The 19,405-nt window shown below is 35.1% G+C and carries 24 protein-coding genes, 4 tRNA genes and 1 pseudogene; 6 read left to right on the forward strand and 23 right to left on the reverse strand.

What is annotated here, in order from left to right; genetic code table 11:
• Positions 1-38 precede the first annotated feature (38 nt).
• The 11 genes from rplL to carA all read right to left on the reverse strand — a co-directional run bounded on the left by rplL (position 39) and on the right by carA (position 5,905).
• Entirely contained in the window at positions 39-440 is a 402-nt protein-coding gene (gene rplL, locus WBM_RS03900; protein ID WP_011256846.1) for a 50S ribosomal protein L7/L12, read from the reverse strand.
• A 25-nt stretch (positions 441-465) separates the two neighbouring features.
• Positions 466-984 carry a 50S ribosomal protein L10 gene (gene rplJ, locus WBM_RS03905; RefSeq protein ID WP_011256847.1) on the reverse strand — a complete coding sequence of 173 codons (519 nt, stop codon included), beginning with the start codon at positions 982-984 and terminating at the stop codon, positions 466-468.
• Positions 985-995: 11 nt separating this feature from the next.
• A complete protein-coding gene (gene rplA / locus WBM_RS03910) occupies positions 996-1,649 on the reverse strand; it encodes a 50S ribosomal protein L1 (protein WP_011256848.1) in 654 nt (217 codons plus the stop codon).
• Between the two features lie 4 nt (positions 1,650-1,653).
• On the reverse strand, positions 1,654-2,094 hold the full coding sequence (locus tag WBM_RS03915) for a 50S ribosomal protein L11 (protein WP_011256849.1): 441 nt from the start codon (positions 2,092-2,094) through the stop codon (positions 1,654-1,656).
• Between the two features lie 2 nt (positions 2,095-2,096).
• Positions 2,097-2,933: a transcription termination/antitermination protein NusG gene (gene nusG, locus WBM_RS03920; RefSeq protein WP_011256850.1), complete on the reverse strand. Its 837-nt coding sequence runs from the start codon at positions 2,931-2,933 to the stop codon at positions 2,097-2,099.
• Positions 2,923-3,123 carry a preprotein translocase subunit SecE gene (gene secE / locus WBM_RS03925; RefSeq protein WP_225416108.1) on the reverse strand — a complete coding sequence of 67 codons (201 nt, stop codon included), beginning with the start codon at positions 3,121-3,123 and terminating at the stop codon, positions 2,923-2,925. Before secE ends, nusG begins: the two co-directional genes overlap by 11 nt.
• A gap of 19 nt (positions 3,124-3,142) precedes the next feature.
• Positions 3,143-3,215 (reverse strand) — tRNA-Trp (locus WBM_RS03930).
• A 15-nt stretch (positions 3,216-3,230) separates the two neighbouring features.
• Positions 3,231-4,403 carry an elongation factor Tu gene (gene tuf / locus WBM_RS03935; RefSeq protein ID WP_011256851.1) on the reverse strand — a complete coding sequence of 391 codons (1,173 nt, stop codon included), beginning with the start codon at positions 4,401-4,403 and terminating at the stop codon, positions 3,231-3,233.
• A 78-nt stretch (positions 4,404-4,481) separates the two neighbouring features.
• A tRNA-Gly gene (locus WBM_RS03940) sits at positions 4,482-4,553 on the reverse strand.
• A gap of 4 nt (positions 4,554-4,557) precedes the next feature.
• Positions 4,558-4,639, reverse strand: a tRNA-Tyr gene (locus WBM_RS03945).
• Between the two features lie 114 nt (positions 4,640-4,753).
• Positions 4,754-5,905: a glutamine-hydrolyzing carbamoyl-phosphate synthase small subunit gene (gene carA, locus WBM_RS03950; RefSeq protein ID WP_011256852.1), complete on the reverse strand. Its 1,152-nt coding sequence runs from the start codon at positions 5,903-5,905 to the stop codon at positions 4,754-4,756.
• A 202-nt stretch (positions 5,906-6,107) separates the two neighbouring features.
• Between carA and WBM_RS03955 the strand changes: the two genes are divergently transcribed.
• Positions 6,108-6,614, forward strand: a complete 507-nt coding sequence (locus tag WBM_RS03955; protein ID WP_011256853.1) for a hypothetical protein — start codon at positions 6,108-6,110, stop codon at positions 6,612-6,614.
• A gap of 84 nt (positions 6,615-6,698) precedes the next feature.
• Here WBM_RS03955 and fmt read toward each other — a convergent pair whose 3' ends face one another.
• From fmt to rpsD, 12 genes and pseudogenes are all read right to left on the reverse strand, one after another.
• The gene (gene fmt, locus WBM_RS03960) at positions 6,699-7,607 is read right to left on the reverse strand and encodes a methionyl-tRNA formyltransferase (RefSeq protein WP_041571490.1); all 909 of its coding nucleotides are present in this window, start codon (positions 7,605-7,607) and stop codon (positions 6,699-6,701) included.
• A 27-nt stretch (positions 7,608-7,634) separates the two neighbouring features.
• The gene (gene rplT / locus WBM_RS03965) at positions 7,635-8,000 is read right to left on the reverse strand and encodes a 50S ribosomal protein L20 (RefSeq protein ID WP_011256855.1); all 366 of its coding nucleotides are present in this window, start codon (positions 7,998-8,000) and stop codon (positions 7,635-7,637) included.
• A 20-nt stretch (positions 8,001-8,020) separates the two neighbouring features.
• Positions 8,021-8,227 carry a 50S ribosomal protein L35 gene (rpmI, locus tag WBM_RS03970; RefSeq protein WP_041571491.1) on the reverse strand — a complete coding sequence of 69 codons (207 nt, stop codon included), beginning with the start codon at positions 8,225-8,227 and terminating at the stop codon, positions 8,021-8,023.
• Between the two features lie 113 nt (positions 8,228-8,340).
• A complete protein-coding gene (locus WBM_RS03975; protein WP_041571588.1) occupies positions 8,341-8,784 on the reverse strand; it encodes a PAS domain-containing protein in 444 nt (147 codons plus the stop codon).
• 207 nt (positions 8,785-8,991) lie between these two features.
• Complete coding sequence (locus WBM_RS03980) at positions 8,992-9,327, reverse strand: MerR family transcriptional regulator (protein ID WP_011256858.1); 336 nt, start codon at positions 9,325-9,327, stop codon at positions 8,992-8,994.
• On the reverse strand, positions 9,324-9,632 hold the full coding sequence (locus tag WBM_RS03985; protein ID WP_011256859.1) for an integration host factor subunit alpha: 309 nt from the start codon (positions 9,630-9,632) through the stop codon (positions 9,324-9,326). Before WBM_RS03985 ends, WBM_RS03980 begins: the two co-directional genes overlap by 4 nt.
• A gap of 146 nt (positions 9,633-9,778) precedes the next feature.
• The gene (locus tag WBM_RS06765) at positions 9,779-9,913 is read right to left on the reverse strand and encodes a hypothetical protein (protein WP_255324084.1); all 135 of its coding nucleotides are present in this window, start codon (positions 9,911-9,913) and stop codon (positions 9,779-9,781) included.
• A gap of 259 nt (positions 9,914-10,172) precedes the next feature.
• A complete protein-coding gene (locus WBM_RS06550; protein WP_225416109.1) occupies positions 10,173-10,424 on the reverse strand; it encodes a hypothetical protein in 252 nt (83 codons plus the stop codon).
• Between the two features lie 575 nt (positions 10,425-10,999).
• Positions 11,000-12,365 (reverse strand): annotated as a pseudogene (gene terL / locus WBM_RS06870) (phage terminase large subunit).
• Positions 12,366-12,888: 523 nt separating this feature from the next.
• Positions 12,889-13,083 carry a Fe-S cluster assembly protein IscX gene (gene iscX / locus WBM_RS04010; protein WP_011256860.1) on the reverse strand — a complete coding sequence of 65 codons (195 nt, stop codon included), beginning with the start codon at positions 13,081-13,083 and terminating at the stop codon, positions 12,889-12,891.
• 27 nt (positions 13,084-13,110) lie between these two features.
• A tRNA-Leu gene (locus tag WBM_RS04015) sits at positions 13,111-13,197 on the reverse strand.
• A 9-nt stretch (positions 13,198-13,206) separates the two neighbouring features.
• Entirely contained in the window at positions 13,207-13,821 is a 615-nt protein-coding gene (gene rpsD, locus WBM_RS04020; RefSeq protein ID WP_011256861.1) for a 30S ribosomal protein S4, read from the reverse strand.
• Positions 13,822-13,934: 113 nt separating this feature from the next.
• On the opposite strand from rpsD, the gene tkt reads away from it, so the two are divergent.
• The 5 genes from tkt to WBM_RS04035 all read left to right on the forward strand — a co-directional run bounded on the left by tkt (position 13,935) and on the right by WBM_RS04035 (position 18,948).
• Positions 13,935-15,923, forward strand: a complete 1,989-nt coding sequence (gene tkt / locus WBM_RS04025; RefSeq protein ID WP_041571492.1) for a transketolase — start codon at positions 13,935-13,937, stop codon at positions 15,921-15,923.
• 602 nt (positions 15,924-16,525) lie between these two features.
• Positions 16,526-16,624 carry an ankyrin repeat domain-containing protein gene (locus WBM_RS06985; protein WP_225416141.1) on the forward strand — a complete coding sequence of 33 codons (99 nt, stop codon included), beginning with the start codon at positions 16,526-16,528 and terminating at the stop codon, positions 16,622-16,624.
• 38 nt (positions 16,625-16,662) lie between these two features.
• On the forward strand, positions 16,663-16,995 hold the full coding sequence (locus tag WBM_RS04030; RefSeq protein WP_011256863.1) for a hypothetical protein: 333 nt from the start codon (positions 16,663-16,665) through the stop codon (positions 16,993-16,995).
• Between the two features lie 449 nt (positions 16,996-17,444).
• Positions 17,445-17,573, forward strand: coding sequence for a hypothetical protein (locus WBM_RS06770; protein ID WP_255324085.1), 129 nt, complete (start codon positions 17,445-17,447; stop codon positions 17,571-17,573).
• A 376-nt stretch (positions 17,574-17,949) separates the two neighbouring features.
• Complete coding sequence (locus WBM_RS04035) at positions 17,950-18,948, forward strand: pyruvate dehydrogenase complex E1 component subunit beta (protein ID WP_011256864.1); 999 nt, start codon at positions 17,950-17,952, stop codon at positions 18,946-18,948.
• Positions 18,949-19,405 lie beyond the last annotated feature (457 nt).

A 19,405-nucleotide genomic window follows, 5' to 3' on the forward strand; every position in this document is an offset into this window, starting at 1 on the left:
TATATTAATATAAAATTAATATATTAAATATAAACATCCTATTCGAGTTCCACTTTGGTTGCTCCTGCATCGATGAGCTGTTGCTTTATTTTCTCTGCTTCACCCCTAGGAACACTGGCAGTCAAATCTTTAGGTAAGGATTCGACTAACTCTTTTGCTTCTTTTAAGCCTAATGTAGGATCAATTTTCCTCACTGTTCTAATGATTTCCATTTTTTTGCTTGCATCAATTTCTTTAATCACAACTTTACATTCAGTTTTTTCTTGAGCAACAGAGCTGGCAGCATTATCACTAGTAGGTGCACTAGAACTAACAGCTCCATCAACAAAAGAACCAGCAGGTAACCCTATTTTCTCTTCTAGAACTTTTACAAGCTCAGAGGCCTCTAATAAGTTTAAAGATAATATTTTATCAACTAAATCGTTTGTTACATTACTCATACTACTACCTTACTTGACAATAAATTTATTTTTTAGAACTATAATAACCCAATACTCCCATAAGCCTAATAGAGGGTGAATTAATAGACAACGCTAACCTGGCAGGGATATTATAAGATATTAAACGCATAATTTTAATACGCAACTCATCCAGAGAAGGCAACTTAGCTAGTTTATTAACATCCTCCACTGTAAGCAATTGGTTTAAGTGAGCTGCGCAAATCACAGACATCTTTTCTTTATTAGAATTAGTGAAATCAACTATTAGCTTTGCAGCTTCTACTATACCACTGGAGTATATAACAGCAACGGGACCAGAAAATCTATCTAATAAATAAGAAAATCTACCAGCTCTTTCTAAAGCTAAGCGGGCTAGAGTATTTTTAACTACTAGCATTCCACTCGCTGCAGACTTTAAGCTATCCCTAAGGATTAATGAATCGCTAGCATTTATAGATTTAAAATTTATCAGTATCAAAAAATCATTATTTACAAACACGTTTATTATATTTTGTATAAACTCATCCTTATTCTCACGCTTCACGGTATTACTCCCTAAATTATATCTTCCACTTTACTCATTTTATAAGCCTTACCCATAGTTGAATTTAAAAAAACGCTCTTAAAGTATACTCCTTTTACAGAAATGGGTTTGTTACTTTTAATTACTTTAAGAAAGGCTTTTAAATTTTTCAGCAAATCATCAACGCTAAACTTAATATTCCCTAATTTGCCGTGAATAATACCGTTTTTATCTGTCCTAAATTTTATTTGACCAGACTTGATGGTTTTAATAGCTTCTGCAACGTTGGAAGTCATGGTACCAAATTTAGGATTAGGCATTAACCCTTTAGCACCCAATATTTTTGCAATAGGAGTGATTTTTGCTATGAAATCAGGAGTAGTGATACACCAATCAACATCCAATTTTTTACCCTTTTTTATCTCTTGAACTAAATCTTCTCCCCCTACAATATTAGCACCAGCTTTTTCAGCTTCTAGTAAATGTTTGCCTTGAGTGAAGACAGCTACTTTAATATCTTTCCCAATACCTTTAGGTAAAACTACTGTACCACGCACTTGTTCTTCAGATTTACGCGAATCTATACCTAAATTAACTGCAATGTCAATTGATTCATTAAACTTTGCTGAAGCAGACTTGATAATCTCTTCTAAACATTGCCTGGGACTGTCGCTATGTATATTCATGCTTCTAACCTTCTATAACTTCTATACCCATAGATTTAGCAGTGCCTATAACCATTTTCACTGCTGAATCTTCATTATCCACTTTCATGTCAACCATCTTATATCTTGCTATCTTAATTATAGCAGACATAGGCAATTTAGCTACCAATTCTTTACCAGGGTTGCTAGAACTTTTGCTCAATTTAGCTTCTTGCTTAAGCAAGTAAGCCACAGGTGGGCCACTGACAGTAAAATCGTGAGAGCGGTCATCCTTTATGGAAATCCGCACCGTTACTAAATCACCCACTTTATAATTGGCATTAGCTGTGCTAGTCACTTTGTTGAAAGCCTCGCAGAATTTAGGAACAGGTATGCCGCGCGGACCAAGTACTGAAGCAATCTTTGGCCCAGGAACTGCCTTTCCCGCTTCCATCAGTAAATTAATCTTGGCAATTACAACACTCATAATTAATCCTCTATTTTCTCTACTTGAGCTAGATCAAGCTCTATTATTGTTGGCTTCCCTAGAATTGACACTTCTATATTAATAATTTTCTTTTCATCATTAATCATATCTACCTTACCAGTAAAATTCTGAAAAAGACCATCATTAATTTTTACCTTTTCACCTTTTTCATAACCATGGCTTAATTTTTTCGTTTCTTGAGCATTGTAAAGCGCATTGCACATTGAGTAAATCTCGTCATCTGAAATCACTTTTGGAACACTACCATTTTTTAAGAACCCATAGACTTTAAGAGACTTTGGTATATTATTCACAAAATTTAGTACTTCATCACACAAATCCACATATAAAAAAACATAACCAGGAAAACACTTTCTTCGCATAGCAGCTTTTTTAGATCTTAGTTCCACTTCACTTAGTTCCTCATATGGAATGAAAACTTCCTTAAAATAATCATTAACCCCTAATCTCATAGAATTTTCCAGTACGTGTTGACACACTTTTTCTTCATAATTGGAAGCAACCCTTAAAATATACCATTTATATTTATTGAATTCCTTGCGCTTTAAATTCACCTCTTCATCTAAAACTATTTTAAAATTACTGGAATCACCACTGTGAAATCCAAGCGTTTTGCTTAAAATATCTCTACTCTCATCACATAGATACATACATACATACACTTCACATACTTCTTTTATATCAGACTTCGAGTTACATACTGTCTGATAAGGAATAAATACCTCCTTAAAATAGACAGCATTGCTTACTAATTCAAGTATATTCCTCTCGTGCCCATAATTAACTTTAATGATGTACCATTTATGTTCATATGCCATAGACAATTCCAAATAAAGTCTTAATCGCATAAAGAGACATAAAATCTACAAAGCAAAAGAAAACCGAAAAGCATAATATAACAATTGCTACAACAAATAGAGATGACAACACTTCTTGCTTCCTCACCCAAGCAATTCTTCGTATTTCCTGCTTTATGTTACAAAAAAAGACACTCAAATTTTTTAACATTTCTACCACAATATTAATGCAGGAGTGATAGGAATTGAACCTACAACCTCTGGTTTTGGAGACCAGCGCTCTACCAATTGAGCTACACTCCTATGACTCAAACTCTTTTACTCCAAAATTTCAGAAACAACACCAGAACCAACAGTTCTACCTCCTTCTCTTATTGCAAAGCGCAATCCCTTATCCATCGCTATCGGTACTTGCAATTCTACCTCTATACTTACATTATCTCCAGGCATTACCATCTCTTTCCCTTCTAGCAATTTTATACTTCCCGTCACATCTGTCGTCCTTAAATAAAATTGTGGCTGATAATTCGCAAAAAATGGTGTATGCCTTCCTCCCTCTTCTTTCTTTAATATGTAAACTTCTGCCTTGAACTTCCTGTGCGGCGTTATTGTTCCTGGTTTTGCTAATACTTGTCCCCTCTCTACTTCTTCCCTCTTCGTCCCTCTTAGCAATATCCCCACATTTAACCCTGCACTTCCTTTTTCTAGCAATTTCTTAAACATTTCCACACCAGTGCATGTTGTCTTCTGTGTAGCTTTCAGACCTATTATCTCTATCTCATCACCTATCTTTATCTCCCCTTTTTCTATTCTTCCTGTTACTACCGTTCCACGTCCCGATATCGAAAATACATCTTCAATCGGCAATAGGAACGGTAAATCTACAGATCTTGGTGGCACTTCTACATAGTCATCCAACCTCTCCATCAATTTGTCTATTGACTTCTTCCCATATTCACCGTCATCATCCTCCAGCGCTTTCAATGCAGATCCAATTACCACTGGAACTTCATCACCTGGAAACCCATATTTACTCAGCAATTCTCTCACTTCCATTTCTACCAAACCTATCATATCAGGATCGGATACATCAGCTTTATTTATATATACTACAATATACCCAACACCAACTTGCTTCGCGAGTAATATGTGCTCTCTCGTCTGCGGCATAGGTCCATCAACTCCCGATACTACCAATATCGCCGCATCCATCTGCGCTGCACCTACTATCATGTTCTTCACATAGTCAGCGTGCCCAGGACAATCAACATGTGCATAATGTCTCTTCTCCGTTTGATATTCAACATGTGCTGTTGCAATCGTTATTCCTCTTTTCCTCTCTTCTGGTGCCTTATCTATTTGATCATACGCTACAAAATTTCCATAATGCTTTGTTATTGCTGCTGTCAATGTTGTCTTCCCATGGTCCACATGTCCTATCGTTCCTACATTGACATGCGGCTTCCCAAATGCTTCCACTACTTGTACCATAATTAAAACTTTTCTACCTAAAATACAAATACATCAATAAATAATATATTGATTTTATAAAAATACAAAAAAAAAAAGAGCGGATAGTGGGGTTCGAACCCACTCCACTAGCTTGGAAGGCTAGAGCTCTACCAATTAAGCTATACCCGCACAATGGAGGAGGTAGGATTCGAACCTACGTACGCAACGCGGACAGATTTACAGTCTGTTACCTTTAACCACTCGGTCACTCCTCCAAAAGAATTTGTTAAGAGAGCACTATTCCAGTATTCTAACTTAAGCTTTTATTGCACTTAATATTAAATACCTAAAACCAAAAAATCAAGCAATAAAACCTTGCCTGATTACAATCACGCAGATTTCACTTTATATAACGCAATATTGTCAATAAAACGCCTAAATAAGTAATGTGAATCGTGCGTACCTGGCGCTTCCTCTGGATGGTACTGTACAGAAAAAACTGGGTAATCCTTTGCCATTATTCCCTCTATACTATTATCGAACATAGAAATATGAGTAACCTCAACGTTATTTGGTAGAGATGATGGATCAAAAACAAAGCCATGATTTTGGCTAGTGATCTCAACTTTATCGCTACTTACGTTATAAACCGGATGATTACTTCCTCGGTGACCAACGTTCATCTTGATAGTTTTTGCCCCCAAAGTAATCGCTAGTAATTGATGACCCATGCATATGCCAAGAATTGGTATTTTAGATTTTACAATAACATCTATCTCTGGAGTCACACTCTTTCCTATTTCTTGCGGATCGCCTGGACCATTCGAGAGCACTATACCATCTGGACACATACTTAATATTTTCTGAGCAAAACCTCTATCTGGCTTAATTAACTCAATTGCACAATCAAGTTCTATTAAGCGTGAAACTATACTAGCCTTTATACCAAAATCAACCACCGCAACTTTATATTTTGCATTAAGGTCACTTTTAAAATTGTTATTTAAACTGACCCTATCGGTTATTTCTATTCCATTTACAGGTTTATGTTTCTTTAATTCATCTAATAGACCTTTTATCACCAAAATAGCTTGATCATCATAGGTACAAGTGTTACAAACCGTGGTGACATTAGAGTGGATTAATGGGCATATTATTCCGTTTTGAGGTCCATGTTTTCTCAAATGCCTAGTCAAGGCTCTAGTGTCAACTCCTGATATTCCAACCAAGTTACTTTTTTCTAACCAATCGCTTAAACTCACATATGAAGAAGGATGAGACGCAGGAGAAAGTTCGCGCATAATTACACCACTTGCAAAAATTTTCTTTCCTTCATTATCTTTATCGTTTATTCCAACATTGCCAACATGAGGAAAAGTAAACATTATGATTTGATCAGCAAAAGAAGGATCAGTTATAGTATGCTGATAACCAGTAATACCAGTAGTAAAACAGATCTCACCTATGCATTTGCCTTTCTTACCTATCGACTTTCCCAAAAAGCACTTGCCATCTTGTAAAACTAGAACTGTGTCTTGCACTCAATTCTCTCTAACTGATTTAAAACAATATATAGGAATTTCAAATAATATATAATTCTTTCTAAAATTTTAAACTTAGCCATATAAATTATATAGAGAATAACAGAAAAAAAATTTTATACACCCTTTTAAATATATCATTGACTGCTTTCACATTTCGTATTAAACATAAATAAATTATCAAGTAAAGTGGAGGGTTACAATGTTTGTTAATGGAGGACAACTTAAAAAAATAAATCAGAAGTGGCTAATTATAGGAACTGGCTTGCTATTGTTTATGATGATGTTACCCTCAATTATTCTTCTAGCAAAAATGACTATAGGGCTAGTCATGGTCTTAGTTGTAGCAATAGCGATAAAAATTGCCTCAAAAACAATATCGAATGTTTTAGAGGATAAACAGGCAGATCCAAACCAACTAACATCACAAACAACACAAAGCAGGATTATAAACCTAGCCGTTGGATTAGTATCTATATTTACAGGTGGGCTATCACTGCTTATCATAGCAAAAACTGGTATAGCTGTAATATGTGCAGCTGTAGTTACTTTAGCCATATATGAGTATGCTAAGGATTATAAGTATGCTGAAGATAAAGAAATAGGTAAAAGCATAAACGACAAACTCGATGAAATAGCTAAAAATACAACTAATTTTATTGTTAGTGGCATCGAAAAACTTGTTTCACCACAAGAACAACAGGTATAGCTTATCTTTATGTTTATTTTGTGTATGTTAATTAAGTAGGCTGCATTGTCTGCTTGTGTTTTTTTACCACAGCTATGCAAGGCTCTATTCTATAAACTTTTTTACCATACTAAATTTTAAGCCACGAACGAAATCCTTAATATTGCAAGAATTCCTTCCCTCCATTTGCACAATTTTAGGAATTAAAGTGCCACTTTTCAAACTTATGTGCATATTATCATTAATAATTTTACCTTGTCCTGAAGTTAAAGAAGCATCTACTTCAAAGTCAGCATCGAGTATTCTTACACGCTTATGCTCTATCTTGACAAATGCCTTAGGGTAAAACGCTTTAACTTTTCTATAAGCAACTTCACAAATGTCACTTGCATAAATTTTATAGTCTTCGATCTTATCAGCGTAGCACGCGCCATCATCACTTTGTTCTAGAGGAGGGTGTTTTTCAATTTCATCTATCACTTCCATCAGTAAGTTACTACCTAGCTTAGACAATTTGTCATGTAACGTTTTATAATTGTCATTTTTTTCAACTAGAAATTTTTTCTGTTTTAAAATGGGACCAGAATCCAGCCCCCCATCCAATTGCATAATACTAATTCCAGTTTTTCGGTCTCCCGCTAAAATCGTGTGCTGTATGGGAGCTGCTCCACGCCATCTAGGCAGCAGTGAAGGGTGAATATTAATACAACTATACTTTAGAATATTCAGAATTTCTTTTGGAAGAATCAGTCCATAAGCAGCAACAACTGCAACATCTGGTTTAAATTTTTTAAATTTTTCTTGCTCTACCAAAGGTTTTAGAGAAGTAGGAGTGCATACCTCTATACCACTTTCTTCAGCAATGATATGCACTGGAGATTTTGTTAGCTTTTGTCCACGTCCTGAAGGCTTTGGAGCCTTGGTATATACTGCTACTACCTCATTTTTTGACTTTAATAGTGAATTTAGCGCATTGATAGCAAATTCTGGCGATCCCATAAAAATGACTCTCATGCTGCTAAATACTTTTACTTAAGGAAATCAAGAATTCTCTGCTAGTTTACTACTTACAGTTTCTGCTAATTTTGTGAAATCATCTTTATAGTTAACGGCCATTTCAGCAAGAATCTTTCTATTCAAATCAACTCCAGCAAGTGCAAGACCGTGCATAAATCTACCATAAGTAAGCCCGTGTTCCCTCGCTGCTGCATTAATACGTATTATCCATAAACTGCGAAAATCGCGCTTGCGATTTCTTCTGTCCCTATAAGCATATTGCAATGCTTTTTCAACCCTTTGTAATGCAATTCTATAGCAACTCTTTGCACGCCCTCTATAACCCTTTGCTAAATTCAATATTTTTTTATGACGAGCGTGAGTAGTAACCCCACGTTTTACCCGAGCCATTTTATCTTACCTCCATTTTGTTAAATACCATAAGGTATATAAAGCTTAACTATGCGCGAGTCAGATTTACCAAGAACCGTAGTACCACGCTGATTACGAATATTAGATTTGCTCCTCTTTACCATACCATGCCTTTTACCCGATTGAGCAGAAATAACTTTACCTTTAGCTGTAAGATTAAAACGTTTTTTAACAGAGGATTTGGTTTTCAATTTCATTTTCTTCATATCTCAAATAAGTTTACAAACATTACCGTCAAATTCTTTAGCAGAATAAATAATTATATCAAAGAATCAAATAGCACGCAACTTAAAGTTGTAATACAACCACAACCTGTATATTAAAGGAGCTTAAATGTAATTACACCCAATATATGGGTTATACTTTCTTCATTTCCAAGTGGCAACAATACTTGCCTTATTTTAACACTTTCACTTTCTTCCTCTTCATTGATTAGGCACTTACTATCTACTATAGTATCAAATTTATCAATAACTGCATCTATTTTATATAATCGCAAAAACGGTGCATCAATTACATATTTGCTATCAATGCATATGTTTTTCTCAAAACCATAGAACTCAACAGCCTTTTCTCCTGCATTCTCACAGATATAACCTTGATCATTAACCTCAATAATATAACAATATTGCCATGAATCCATTATTTCAGTAGTATCTATCTCATGTCTTTCTGGCCAGTCTCTATCTGGTCCTTTTATCTCACTCCAGTACTGAGTCACTATATTTGCTATTCTTCTTTCTCTACCTGCATAAATTCTCATTCCAATATTCACATATAAAACACAGATATAAGCTTAATCTACTGTGAATATATTGATTTTTTCTTAACCGCAAGGGTATGTATTACTTAAATTTCCATACTACCTATGTAACTGATACGGGTACTCTTTTTAACCATTCTTTAACGTGAGCCCACACTTTTTTAGTTAACTTTTTAGCTACATATGTTAAATATATTTATGTCATACTTATAATTGTTCATTACTTTTCTCACTATTTATTTTGTTGATTAGATAATCTCTTAAGTCGATAAGTTGTGGTAATAGATTACCAAAATTACAACTGCTTTTTATATTATTATCAAATTCTTTTTGCACTCCTTTTATTGTATATCCTTTATCATATAGCATGTATTTTATCTTCTTTATGACTTCTATACACTTATGATCATATAGCCTTCTTCCCTTACGTTTTATGGGTTTAATTTGACGAAATTGACTCTCCCAGAATCTCAAAACGTGCTGCTCTAAATGCAGCTCTTCAGCTACTTCCCCAATTGTATAAAATAATTTCTCCTTGTTCATTGGTTGTTTATTAACTTTTTTATCACTTTTGAAGGTCTAAAAGAGACTGAATTTCTTGCCTGAATTACTACTTTTTTTGATGTATTTGGTACGTTTCCTGGCCTTTCTTTCTTTTTTTTAATCAAGAATGTTCCAAATGACGATATTTTTACTATGCCATCCTTTACCAAGCTTGCTTTTATCTCATCCAATATATCGTCTATTATTGCAGCAGAGTCTTCTTTTGATAACCCAATTTCTTGGTTTATATCTTCAGCTATTGTTGCCTTAGTTACTGTTATATCCTTTGTTGTAACGTAATCCATAATTTAGTAAGTATTACAGTATGTGAATATAATATAACAATCGACTCAAGATTCAGCTATCTTATTTTTTAGAATACATTTCTTCTATAATACAATTTAAAACGCTAACGGCCGCTAACATTGCAAATACTGCGAAAAGTGCCATTTTATGATCTGTAAAAAGTACTAACGTTGATGCTATAATTCCGCTCACGATAAAACATAAATCCATTAATAATGGATGATGATGCACTGATGTATTTTCGTTTCACAATTTCACTACCAACAGTAAAATTAAGCATATGTCCTCCTCAGCTAAATCGAATATTAACATGCAAAAGTATACAACATGAACAGTTAAGTAGCTGCATAGTAGACAACTGAAGCGTCTTGCAAAAGAGCAAAAGTAGAGATTACATGCTTCCTGTTTTTGAGTAGATTTGAGATTTTATCTGCAATTGGAGTACCAACTGCAAGACCAAGCTATATATTGCAGTAGCTGCACCTGATTACGTTGCACCAAGCTCTAAGTTGCTAAGTAGCTTTAGAGCCCACAAGGTATTAAGTGCTAAAAATATTCCAAAAAATAGCACCCACTATTGAGATTATCCAGGTATCTCTTGATCTTAGCACTGTTAATGCAGAACATATTACTGTCTTTATAGAACTTTTTATTATGTGTTTTTTTGAACTACTTTCCAAAAACGTGTCTGGATGAAAAAACACAAGTGCAAATATTAACACACTAAATAGTACTATACTTACAATCATGTTCTTCCAATATGCACCTTCGGCAGGCGGGCTAGAGGACACCACTTGAATTACCAAATGCAGAAAGGCTCGAAATTGTTTGCACTAATGAGAACATCAGTCAAAACTGGACAATGGGAAAATATATGCTACTTATGTGAACAGCCCAACAAAACTAAACGAAGCTTCGATTGCAATCAACACTTAAGGTAGAATTAAATGGGCAAGATCGTTACTATTAACAAGAATAAAAAAACCCAAGGAACATGATTAATAATCAAAGAAAGAATAAACTTTTTCACTGGAAAAAACATCAAACATTGCCCCTCTAAAAGATTGTAAGATAGCAAAAGTCCAATTACATGCTGAGTTAACTAATGCAACTTATATAATTGTAAGTTCAAGTTCTTTTTCAAGATCTACGCTTATAAAGGCGTAGATTACCTGCATATTGCTAAATATAACAACCAAGTTACTGATCAGCCAAATGACCAAACTTTAGCTCTGCTTTCCATAAGATTTATTTTTATAAGTAATTTATTAATAATTTTATACTAAGTCTTCTTTGAAGCTATTGTTTCATGAGTAAGCATTATAGGCACAACCCCTGATTCTGAAGGTATTGGTGTTAGTTTTTCTTATTCACTGTGCAGGTATTGTATGGTGCTGTCCACTTGGTCATCATGACGGATTCCTGGAAACATTAAAATCTCATACTCAAAATCTTCTAGCCATACTGCTTGATGCAGTAGAAAAACCTTGCCAGACTCTATAGTAGGAACTAATTTAATGAAATCAAGTGAGCTTATCATTATGTGGCATTATTTCGACAATGGCTAAATCACTGCTTACCTTCAGATCTTGTACTAATTGTTGACCACTTGTTTCTGCTTCAATCAAAATTGCATGTGGCATCCATCTTTCTGCTAAGGACAAAACTAAGTTTTGGATATTCAAATTTTGCACGTTATACATCAAGTAAATAGAATTTTTTACCTACTTTTGCCCAGGTAGTGCGGACGCTAAAGTTGCTAGCGTCGCCTATTAAAACTGCAGTATTCTAGCTTTAAGCTATAGGCAAAGAGATCATCAAGAAAACTTCTATAGCGCTTCCAGCCCACTCTTGTTTAATTATATCACTTAAAAGCGACAGAGGGTTTTTGTTGATATTGTACAGCAAAAGCGTAATTCCCAAGTCAATTTTTATCGTTTCAATCTCTTCTTTTCCTCCATCTAGAAGATATAGCAACTGACCTTCTTCCCTCGAGGGTAATATTACGATGGCGTTATTTTAGCACTTGATGCTGTAATTCAGCTCTTGTAATTATTTGTAGTTACTCTGATTACAGGAATAAGAGAAGGAGACATTGGCTTTTCAATTGAATAGATAGACTCCTTATTTTTAGCTATTGTTGGCAAACAAATTTAATGCAACATATTTTTCGGTTTGGAGAGAAGGTGTCAGGCTAAATCTTCCTGATGTAGCCTATGCATCACAAGCACAATTATTCCTTTTTTCTATTGTTGAGCCTAGTTACTAAAGTCTGATCAAACCAGCTTGTGGCACGCTTTCTAAGCGTTTCGCTTAAAGCTTGAGCGGAACTCAGTTGGTCGTTGACAATAATAAAATCACCTTCTTTGCTGGTTAATGTTCCCCCAACAGACGTTGCAATTTTGTATTCTCTCCGCACTGTTTGAAATTTATACTTAGTATTTTGTTCTATGGATAGTTCTACTTCTAGAAATAGCTTTTTATACCAATCAGACTACATTACGCACCTAGTATCGAGCGAGTGCTTTTCGCTGGGAATAGCTCACAATTATTACTCTTACGCATATGGGCTTCTTCGAGCGTGAAGGCATACTAAATATTATTCGTCTCACTGCACCAGTGCCTGCCGCTTCAAGTCTGTTCGCTATGACTTTTATATATTAGTAATCATTATATTCACATCCCGTACTACCGTTTTGAAAGCATAACTCAATGAGTTTGAGAAAGTTTATATTTTCTATGTTAGTGAGCGTTCTTGCTGTTTATTCCACTCCCCTCTTTTTGTCATTCCAGTGCTCCGACATTGGGATTCAACACACTGGAATGGCAATTCCTCATCATACTCCACAGTATCTTTAGATCTCGCTAAGGAACGACGGTAGTTACAAATATTTAAGAAATTTTTTAAATAGAAAAAAAGGCAAAAAAACCCTACAGTAACTAGTTACTAACTCCTTATTTCAAATTTGATGTTGGGTGATGTCTTAAACGCTTCATAAGCGTGCTTCAGCTTATATAGGTAAGAATTTAGAAATTTTGTAAAGACATACGGTGTATATAGTGCGAAAAATTAAATAATAATACGCCAAATACAAGATCTTCTTATCATTTTAATCTGCACAAATTGGGAAGTTATATAAAATAACCCCACTGCTAGGATAAGGCTGGTAAAGCTTGTCAAGTAGCTTTTTGTATTTCTGTGAGCTACTTGGATGACACATTATACTGCTTAATAGTGGTAGCTATTTCTTATTGTTAAGACCTTTCCTCAATCCAAGCTGCTTGAATGGCTTCGAGTATTTTTTCATTACAACGCTTTTCATCATCACTAAACCCCTCTAAATTTAAGACCTTTTCCTTAAGTTTGGTAAATCTAATGTTAACTATATCCTCACCTGGAAATTTTTCTTCCAAAGCTTCTGCGATGTTCTCTATATCAAGCCATTTCATATTTTTTGTGTCTTCCGATAATTAAATTGGTGCCCATGGGGAGACTTGAACTCCCAAGGTCGCAAGACCCACGGATTTTAAGTCCGCTGCGTCTACCGATTCCGCCACACGGGCTCTTTTTATTCATCTAGAGTAGAACTCTACTACTAAATTAACTTCCATGTCTGCTGAGTAAGGAACCTCGGAATATTGAGGTATTCTTAAATACTTTACTGAATACTCTTTACTGTCTGCTTCTAAGTAATCCGGAGCCTTGCGCTCTTGTTTTTGTACAGCTTCTACTATTACAGGGATTTTTGCTGCCCTTTCTCTTATTTTTACTATATCACCTGGTTTTACTCGATAACTTGGTATATTAACAATCTTATCATTAACTGTAACATGTTTATGAGATATGAGCTGTTTTGCTGAATAAATTGTTGGCACGAGGCCAGAGTGGTATAAAACAGAACTTAACCTTGATTCTAAGATGCCAATAAAATTATCAGCTGTATAACCTTTCCTGTTATAAGCATCTAAAAATATACGCCTAAGCTGCTTACTTGAAATTGCATAGTAAAACTTAAACTTCTTATGTGCAGCAAACTGCTTACCAAAATCAGATAACCTTTTAAATCCAAGAATACCACGCTGGCCTGGAGGATATTTCCTTCTGTTTACCGGATCTTTTGCTCTACCCCATAAATTTATACCAAGCCTACGGCTGATTCTATACTTTCTATTGATAACAGTTGTCATATAAAAACTCTCACAATCTAACTCTAGATTATTAAGGATTTTATCATTGGGTGTCAACTTGTTTTTACCAGTATAATTTCTTATACTTCACTTTTAAGTTTTCCTATTAACGTATGAATTATTTACCTTTAGAATCCATGGCAAGTGCCATCCGTTTTTTATCAATCGATGCAGTACAAAAAGCGAGCTCTGGGCACCCAGGCATGCCACTTGGAATGGCAGATGTTGCAACTGTACTATTTGCTCAGTACCTAAATCATAACCCTGATGATCCTAAATGGGTTAATAGAGACCGTTTCGTTCTATCAAACGGCCATGGTTCAATGTTGTTATACTCCATATTATATTTGACAGGTTATATTAGTATAGATGAGCTGAAAAACTTCAGGCAACTCACATCTAAAACTCCAGGTCATCCAGAATTTGGCTTGACTCCTGGGGTAGAAGCAACAACAGGTCCATTAGGGCAGGGGTTTGCTGTCGCTGTTGGCATGGCACTTGCTGAATCGATACTTAAAAATCAGTTTGGAATTAATCACTACACTTATGTAATGCTAGGAGATGGTTGTCTCATGGAAGGAATAAGCCATGAAGCAGCATCACTTGCTGGGCATCTAAAATTGAATAAGTTGATAGCCCTTTTTGACGATAATGACATCTCTATAGATGGTGCTACTCACCTCTCTTGCTCTGATGATGCAGAAAAGCGTTTTTCAGCGTATGGGTGGAATGTTAACAAAATTGATGGCCATGATTTTAATTCTATATCCCTTGCAATAGAACAAGCGCGAAAGTCTGACAAACCTACATTGATTTGCTGCAAGACCATCATTGGAAAGTTCTCAAACCGTGCTGGCGCTTCCTCAGCCCATAGCGGTGCTTTTACGGAGGAAGATGTAAAACAGATGAGGGAGAAATTAAACTGGAATTATGTGCCATTCCATGTGCCAAAAGATGTGAAAAATGCTTGGATGGAAACAGTTGAGAGAGCAAAACAAAATTACAATTCAGTGTCATTCCAGCGCCAAGCACTGGAACCCAGTGAAAATAAAGAACTTCAAAGACGGCTAGATAAACGCTTACCAGATAATATTGATGATGATTTAGCTAACTTAAAGAAACAAATACATGAAACAATGCCAAATGAAGCTACACGGTCTTCTTTTGGCAAGGTAATGGAACTTTTGACTGAGTCTATGCCGGAATTAATTGGCGGATCTGCTGATCTTACTGGATCAAATTGTACTAAATATAAGCATATGAAAGTAATAGATAATAATAACTATAGTGGTTCTTACGTCCATTATGGAGTGAGAGAGCACGCTATGGCAGCTTGTATGAATGGAATGGCTCTTCATGGTGGAATTCTTCCTTATGGTGGCACTTTTTTGGTATTTTCTGACTATTGTCGCCCTGCTATACGTCTTTCAGCTTTAATGAAACAGCAGGTTATATATGTAATGACTCATGATTCAATTGGAGTAGGAGAAGACGGCCCAACTCACCAGCCGATAGAGCATTTAGCTTCTTTACGCACTGTACCAAACTTATATGTCTTTAGGCCAACTGATGCAATTGAAACTCTGGAGTGTATTAGCATTGCATTGAAAAAAAAAGAGTCACCTGCACTGTTTGCGCTTTCAAGGCAAAACTTGGGCTACATGCGCAAATTCCACTTTAATGTTGATCAATCTACCAACCTATCAAAGTCTGGTGCATATGTTGTGTGTGAATACTCAGAGAAGCTAGAAGTGACAATATTTGCAACCGGATCTGAAGTTGAGATTGCAATTGAGACAAGAAAGAAATTGCAGGAAAAAGGTATAGGTACAAGGGTTGTTTCTATGCCATGCTGGAGACTTTTTGATGAGCAAAGCGATGAATACAAAGATGCAATATTAAATAATGACAGCATTAAAGTTGCAATTGAAGCTGGAAGTGAAATAGGTTGGCATAAATACATAGGTTCAAACGGTATATTTATCGGTATGAAAAGCTTTGGAGAATCAGCACCTTATAAAACGCTTTATGAGCATTTTAATATCAATACCGATTATGTAGTAAAATGCGTGTGTGAGAAGCTGTTTATATCTAAACCATGAGGGCTACAAAAAACTACTTGACAAACTTCGCCAGCCTTCTTATTATAGTACTTGAGTTAATTATTTATCTTCTCTGTACAGATTAAATGACAAAAAAACTTAATGTATCTTGCACCTTATGTTTTTTACATTGTTGTCTACATTACCAAAAAAACGCCAACTGATAAAATGTATAGTGAATAAATAGCTGCCGCAGGATTTCTTTTGTCTTTTTTCTTGTTTGGTAAATTTCTTAAATATTTGCAGCTAAACAACAACCGTCATTCTGCTACTTATTAGCGGGATATCTACTGGGATGATAGGGAATACAAGAAAGTATTTATGATTAATTTTTAGATGAAATATAGAACTTCGATAAATTTAACCTTTCTATGAAACTATACAACAATGATAAGTAAACTGAGAGGGAAGGGTTATGGTAATAGAAAAGGAAAAGTTGTTTAAAATCATACAAAAAGCAAGCAAGAGCCAAGATTTGAAATGAGGATAATTTACTTAAAAGAGTAGGAAATGAGTTACATGAAAAAGATGAAGCAGAATATAGTAAGTTTTGCCTTGGCATAGATAAGAATCATTTATTTAGTATACAAACCCCAGAGGAAATTTCAGAAGGTTGGACATTACTACACCTCGCTGTAGAATGTAACAATCTACTAATGGTAAAGCTTTTACTAGACAAGAAAGTAGGTGTTAATATCTGAGTAAAAGACAGATCTAAAGATGGTGTGGACCTACCCATTTGCACATCGTTACTTTGCATGGTAATCATAGAGATAATGCAACGTTACTAAGTGATGATCGAGTAAAACCCTTATTAAAAGATGCTCATGATCAAGTTCCAAGAGAGGTGGCTGGTGATGTACTAAACAGGTATACTATAATAAAAATGTTAGAGGAAGCAGAAAAAAGTTATCGTGCAAAGCCGCAGAAGAAAGCAAAAAATTTAAAATCAAGCTTCAAGGTAGAAGTACCTATCATTTATTATAGAATAAGCATTTATGATAACATCTGTAAACGGAAATTATGTAACTGTTCCAGCAAATGTTACAGATTTTTACTACAAATAGTATGATGATACACGTAGTAATAGTATTAGTGATGATAGTGAAATACATATTTCTCCAGAACAGATATCCATGTATAAAGATGAGAACGGAACGATTCCCTTACTCTCTCTGAAGAGGAAATAAAGAAGCTTGAAGTTCAGCTAAAAAGATCATGTGTTCAACTCAAGAATGAGTAGAAAGAGAATCAATTATTAAAACAAAAAATACGAGATCTAGGAAGTAAAAACATAACACTTAATAGTGAATTAGGCAAAACAAAACCAGCATTCTAAAACAAAAGCGTTGTAAAAAAAGCGCGAAAGTAACTGACAGAATTAAAAAGTAGAGCAAATATTGGCACGAAAAAGAAGAGTGGACTTCTTTACATATTACTGCTATATTCAGTAATGTAGAGATAATAAAGACCAATATTATAATTAGGTAAAATATAACTCAGCGCAATGGATCAAGATAGATGGATTATTTTATTCATGCTACAAACAATTGTCATGCAGACAAAGTAAAATATTTAGAAAAAGGAGCAAATTTTGAAGCACGAGATAAAAATGAAAAGAGCTTTTTGGATCTTGCCACTGACAAATAAAACAATGACATAGTAGAATACTTACAGGAAAAATCAAGAGTAAAACAGATTTTAGTAAGGGTAAAGCAGAAAAAAAAGACTACTGTTTTCAAGAATTATCTATATGAACCTTATAACTACGTCAATAGCAGGTTCTATCTCTTAGTGTTATTTCCAGATTGTTTGCCCCATTAATAATTATAACTTCTATAACATCTGCTTCGATAGCTGGCAGCATTACATACACAATGTTACAACCCTACCACTAAATTGAAAGAAGTGGCTGTCCAAAATCAACAATATGGTGTTTATAAAGCTTAATTTGTAGCAATATCTGCTTTACTCATCCCTGGTAACTTTGATATAGTTATTAGGTTAAGATCTATAAAGTTTATAAATGGTGACCTTGAGTGTAAGAGAAGCTTTATGTACAGCAATTAGAGAAGAAATGCAAAACAATCATGATGTATTTATCATGGGTGAAGAAGTTGCGGAGTATGATGGCGCTTATAAAGTAACAAAAGGGTTGCTGAAAGAGTTTGGAAAAAATAGGGTGGTTGATACACCCATTACTGAACATGGATTTGCTGGTCTTGCTGTTGGAGCAGCATTTGCTGGACTCAGGCCAATAGTTGAATTTATGACTTTTAATTTTTCCATGCAGGCTATTGATCAAATTGTGAATTCCGCAGCAAAAATAAATTATATGTCAGGTGGACAGCTTGGATGTCCCATAGTATTTCGTGGACCAAACGGCGCTGCAGCAAGAGTCGCTGCACAACATTCCCAATGTTTTGCATCTTGGTATTCGCATGTACCAGGATTAAAAGTAATAGCACCTTATTTTGCCTCCGATTGCAGGGGTCTGCTCAAAGCTGCAATTCGTGATCCGGATCCAGTAATATTTCTAGAAAACGAGATCGCTTATGGGCACGAGCATGAAGTTCCTGATTCTGAGCTATCGGACAAAGACTATCTGCTTGAGATAGGTAAAGCTGCTGTTATACGGGAAGGAAAGGATGTAACTATTACTGCTTTCTCATTGAAATTAAAGGATGCTTTAAATGCAGCAGATTTACTTTCAGGTGGAGGCATAGAAGCTGAAGTTATTGACTTAAGAACTTTAAGACCTCTTGATACTGAAACTATTATTAATTCTATCAGGAAAACTAATAGATTAGTTAGCATAGAAGAAGGTTGGCCATTTGCAGGAATAGGAGCAGAGCTTTCAGCTGTTGTTATGGAGCAGGGATTTGACTACCTTGATGCCCCAGTTGTACGCGTAACTGGCAAGGATATTCCCCTTCCCTATGCTGCAAATCTAGAAAAAAAAGCATTACCGCAAGTGGAAGACATAGTTGAAACTGTGCATCAGGTCTGTTTTAGAAAAAAATAAGCCTTAAATTTCCAATACAAAGCAATCCATTGGTAGAAGGATTTATTTCTTTTTATCCACTCCATATCATCCCATTAAAGAAGTATTTTCACCTATATCACCCATTACTTTTGTCACAATAGCTTTAGCACCAAAAAATACAGTATAAAATATACCTAATGCAAAAAGGACCACCAGGGTATTTTACCAAATATCGCAAGTAAAGCTGCACCTATCATTACTGACGGTTATAGGAGGTCCACCTATTCCCCAAACGTAGCCGATAATATTACATATTACTTGAGCAGTTATATCATCATCGGTACCAGATTTATTATCAGTATTTCCAATATAAGAAAAGAAATAAATAATATTATAAAAAGATATCAAAAACTTTCCTAATCATAGGGTTCATCCTCATACCTTAAATTTAGATATCGCAATTGTACCTAAAATAGTAGAATTTTTGGTAAAGTTA

Origin of the sequence: Wolbachia endosymbiont strain TRS of Brugia malayi, from assembly GCF_000008385.1 — a bacterium.
Taxonomy (GTDB): domain Bacteria; phylum Pseudomonadota; class Alphaproteobacteria; order Rickettsiales; family Anaplasmataceae; genus Wolbachia.

What these genes read in the sequence shown, in the direction of transcription:
- rplA (WP_011256848.1), bottom strand. Translation starts at nt 1,649, where the DNA reads ATGAATATACATAGCGACAGTCCCAGGCAATGTTTAGAAGAGATTATC.
- WBM_RS03980 (WP_011256858.1), bottom strand. Translation starts at nt 9,327, where the DNA reads ATGAACAAGGAGAAATTATTTTATACAATTGGGGAAGTAGCTGAAGAG.
- nusG (WP_011256850.1), bottom strand. Translation starts at nt 2,933, where the DNA reads ATGGCATATGAACATAAATGGTACATCATTAAAGTTAATTATGGGCAC.
- rpmI (WP_041571491.1), bottom strand. Translation starts at nt 8,227, where the DNA reads ATGAAGAAAATGAAATTGAAAACCAAATCCTCTGTTAAAAAACGTTTT.
- WBM_RS06765 (WP_255324084.1), bottom strand. Translation starts at nt 9,913, where the DNA reads ATGCTTAATTTTACTGTTGGTAGTGAAATTGTGAAACGAAAATACATC.
- WBM_RS04035 (WP_011256864.1), top strand. Translation starts at nt 17,950, where the DNA reads ATGGTGACCTTGAGTGTAAGAGAAGCTTTATGTACAGCAATTAGAGAA.
- WBM_RS03985 (WP_011256859.1), bottom strand. Translation starts at nt 9,632, where the DNA reads ATGGATTACGTTACAACAAAGGATATAACAGTAACTAAGGCAACAATA.
- tkt (WP_041571492.1), top strand. Translation starts at nt 13,935, where the DNA reads ATGAATTATTTACCTTTAGAATCCATGGCAAGTGCCATCCGTTTTTTA.
- WBM_RS06770 (WP_255324085.1), top strand. Translation starts at nt 17,445, where the DNA reads ATGGATTATTTTATTCATGCTACAAACAATTGTCATGCAGACAAAGTA.
- iscX (WP_011256860.1), bottom strand. Translation starts at nt 13,083, where the DNA reads ATGAAATGGCTTGATATAGAGAACATCGCAGAAGCTTTGGAAGAAAAA.
- WBM_RS03955 (WP_011256853.1), top strand. Translation starts at nt 6,108, where the DNA reads ATGTTTGTTAATGGAGGACAACTTAAAAAAATAAATCAGAAGTGGCTA.
- WBM_RS03915 (WP_011256849.1), bottom strand. Translation starts at nt 2,094, where the DNA reads ATGAGTGTTGTAATTGCCAAGATTAATTTACTGATGGAAGCGGGAAAG.
- tuf (WP_011256851.1), bottom strand. Translation starts at nt 4,403, where the DNA reads ATGGTACAAGTAGTGGAAGCATTTGGGAAGCCGCATGTCAATGTAGGA.
- secE (WP_225416108.1), bottom strand. Translation starts at nt 3,123, where the DNA reads ATGTTAAAAAATTTGAGTGTCTTTTTTTGTAACATAAAGCAGGAAATA.
- rplL (WP_011256846.1), bottom strand. Translation starts at nt 440, where the DNA reads ATGAGTAATGTAACAAACGATTTAGTTGATAAAATATTATCTTTAAAC.
- rpsD (WP_011256861.1), bottom strand. Translation starts at nt 13,821, where the DNA reads ATGACAACTGTTATCAATAGAAAGTATAGAATCAGCCGTAGGCTTGGT.
- WBM_RS03975 (WP_041571588.1), bottom strand. Translation starts at nt 8,784, where the DNA reads ATGAGAATTTATGCAGGTAGAGAAAGAAGAATAGCAAATATAGTGACT.
- rplT (WP_011256855.1), bottom strand. Translation starts at nt 8,000, where the DNA reads ATGGCTCGGGTAAAACGTGGGGTTACTACTCACGCTCGTCATAAAAAA.
- fmt (WP_041571490.1), bottom strand. Translation starts at nt 7,607, where the DNA reads ATGAGAGTCATTTTTATGGGATCGCCAGAATTTGCTATCAATGCGCTA.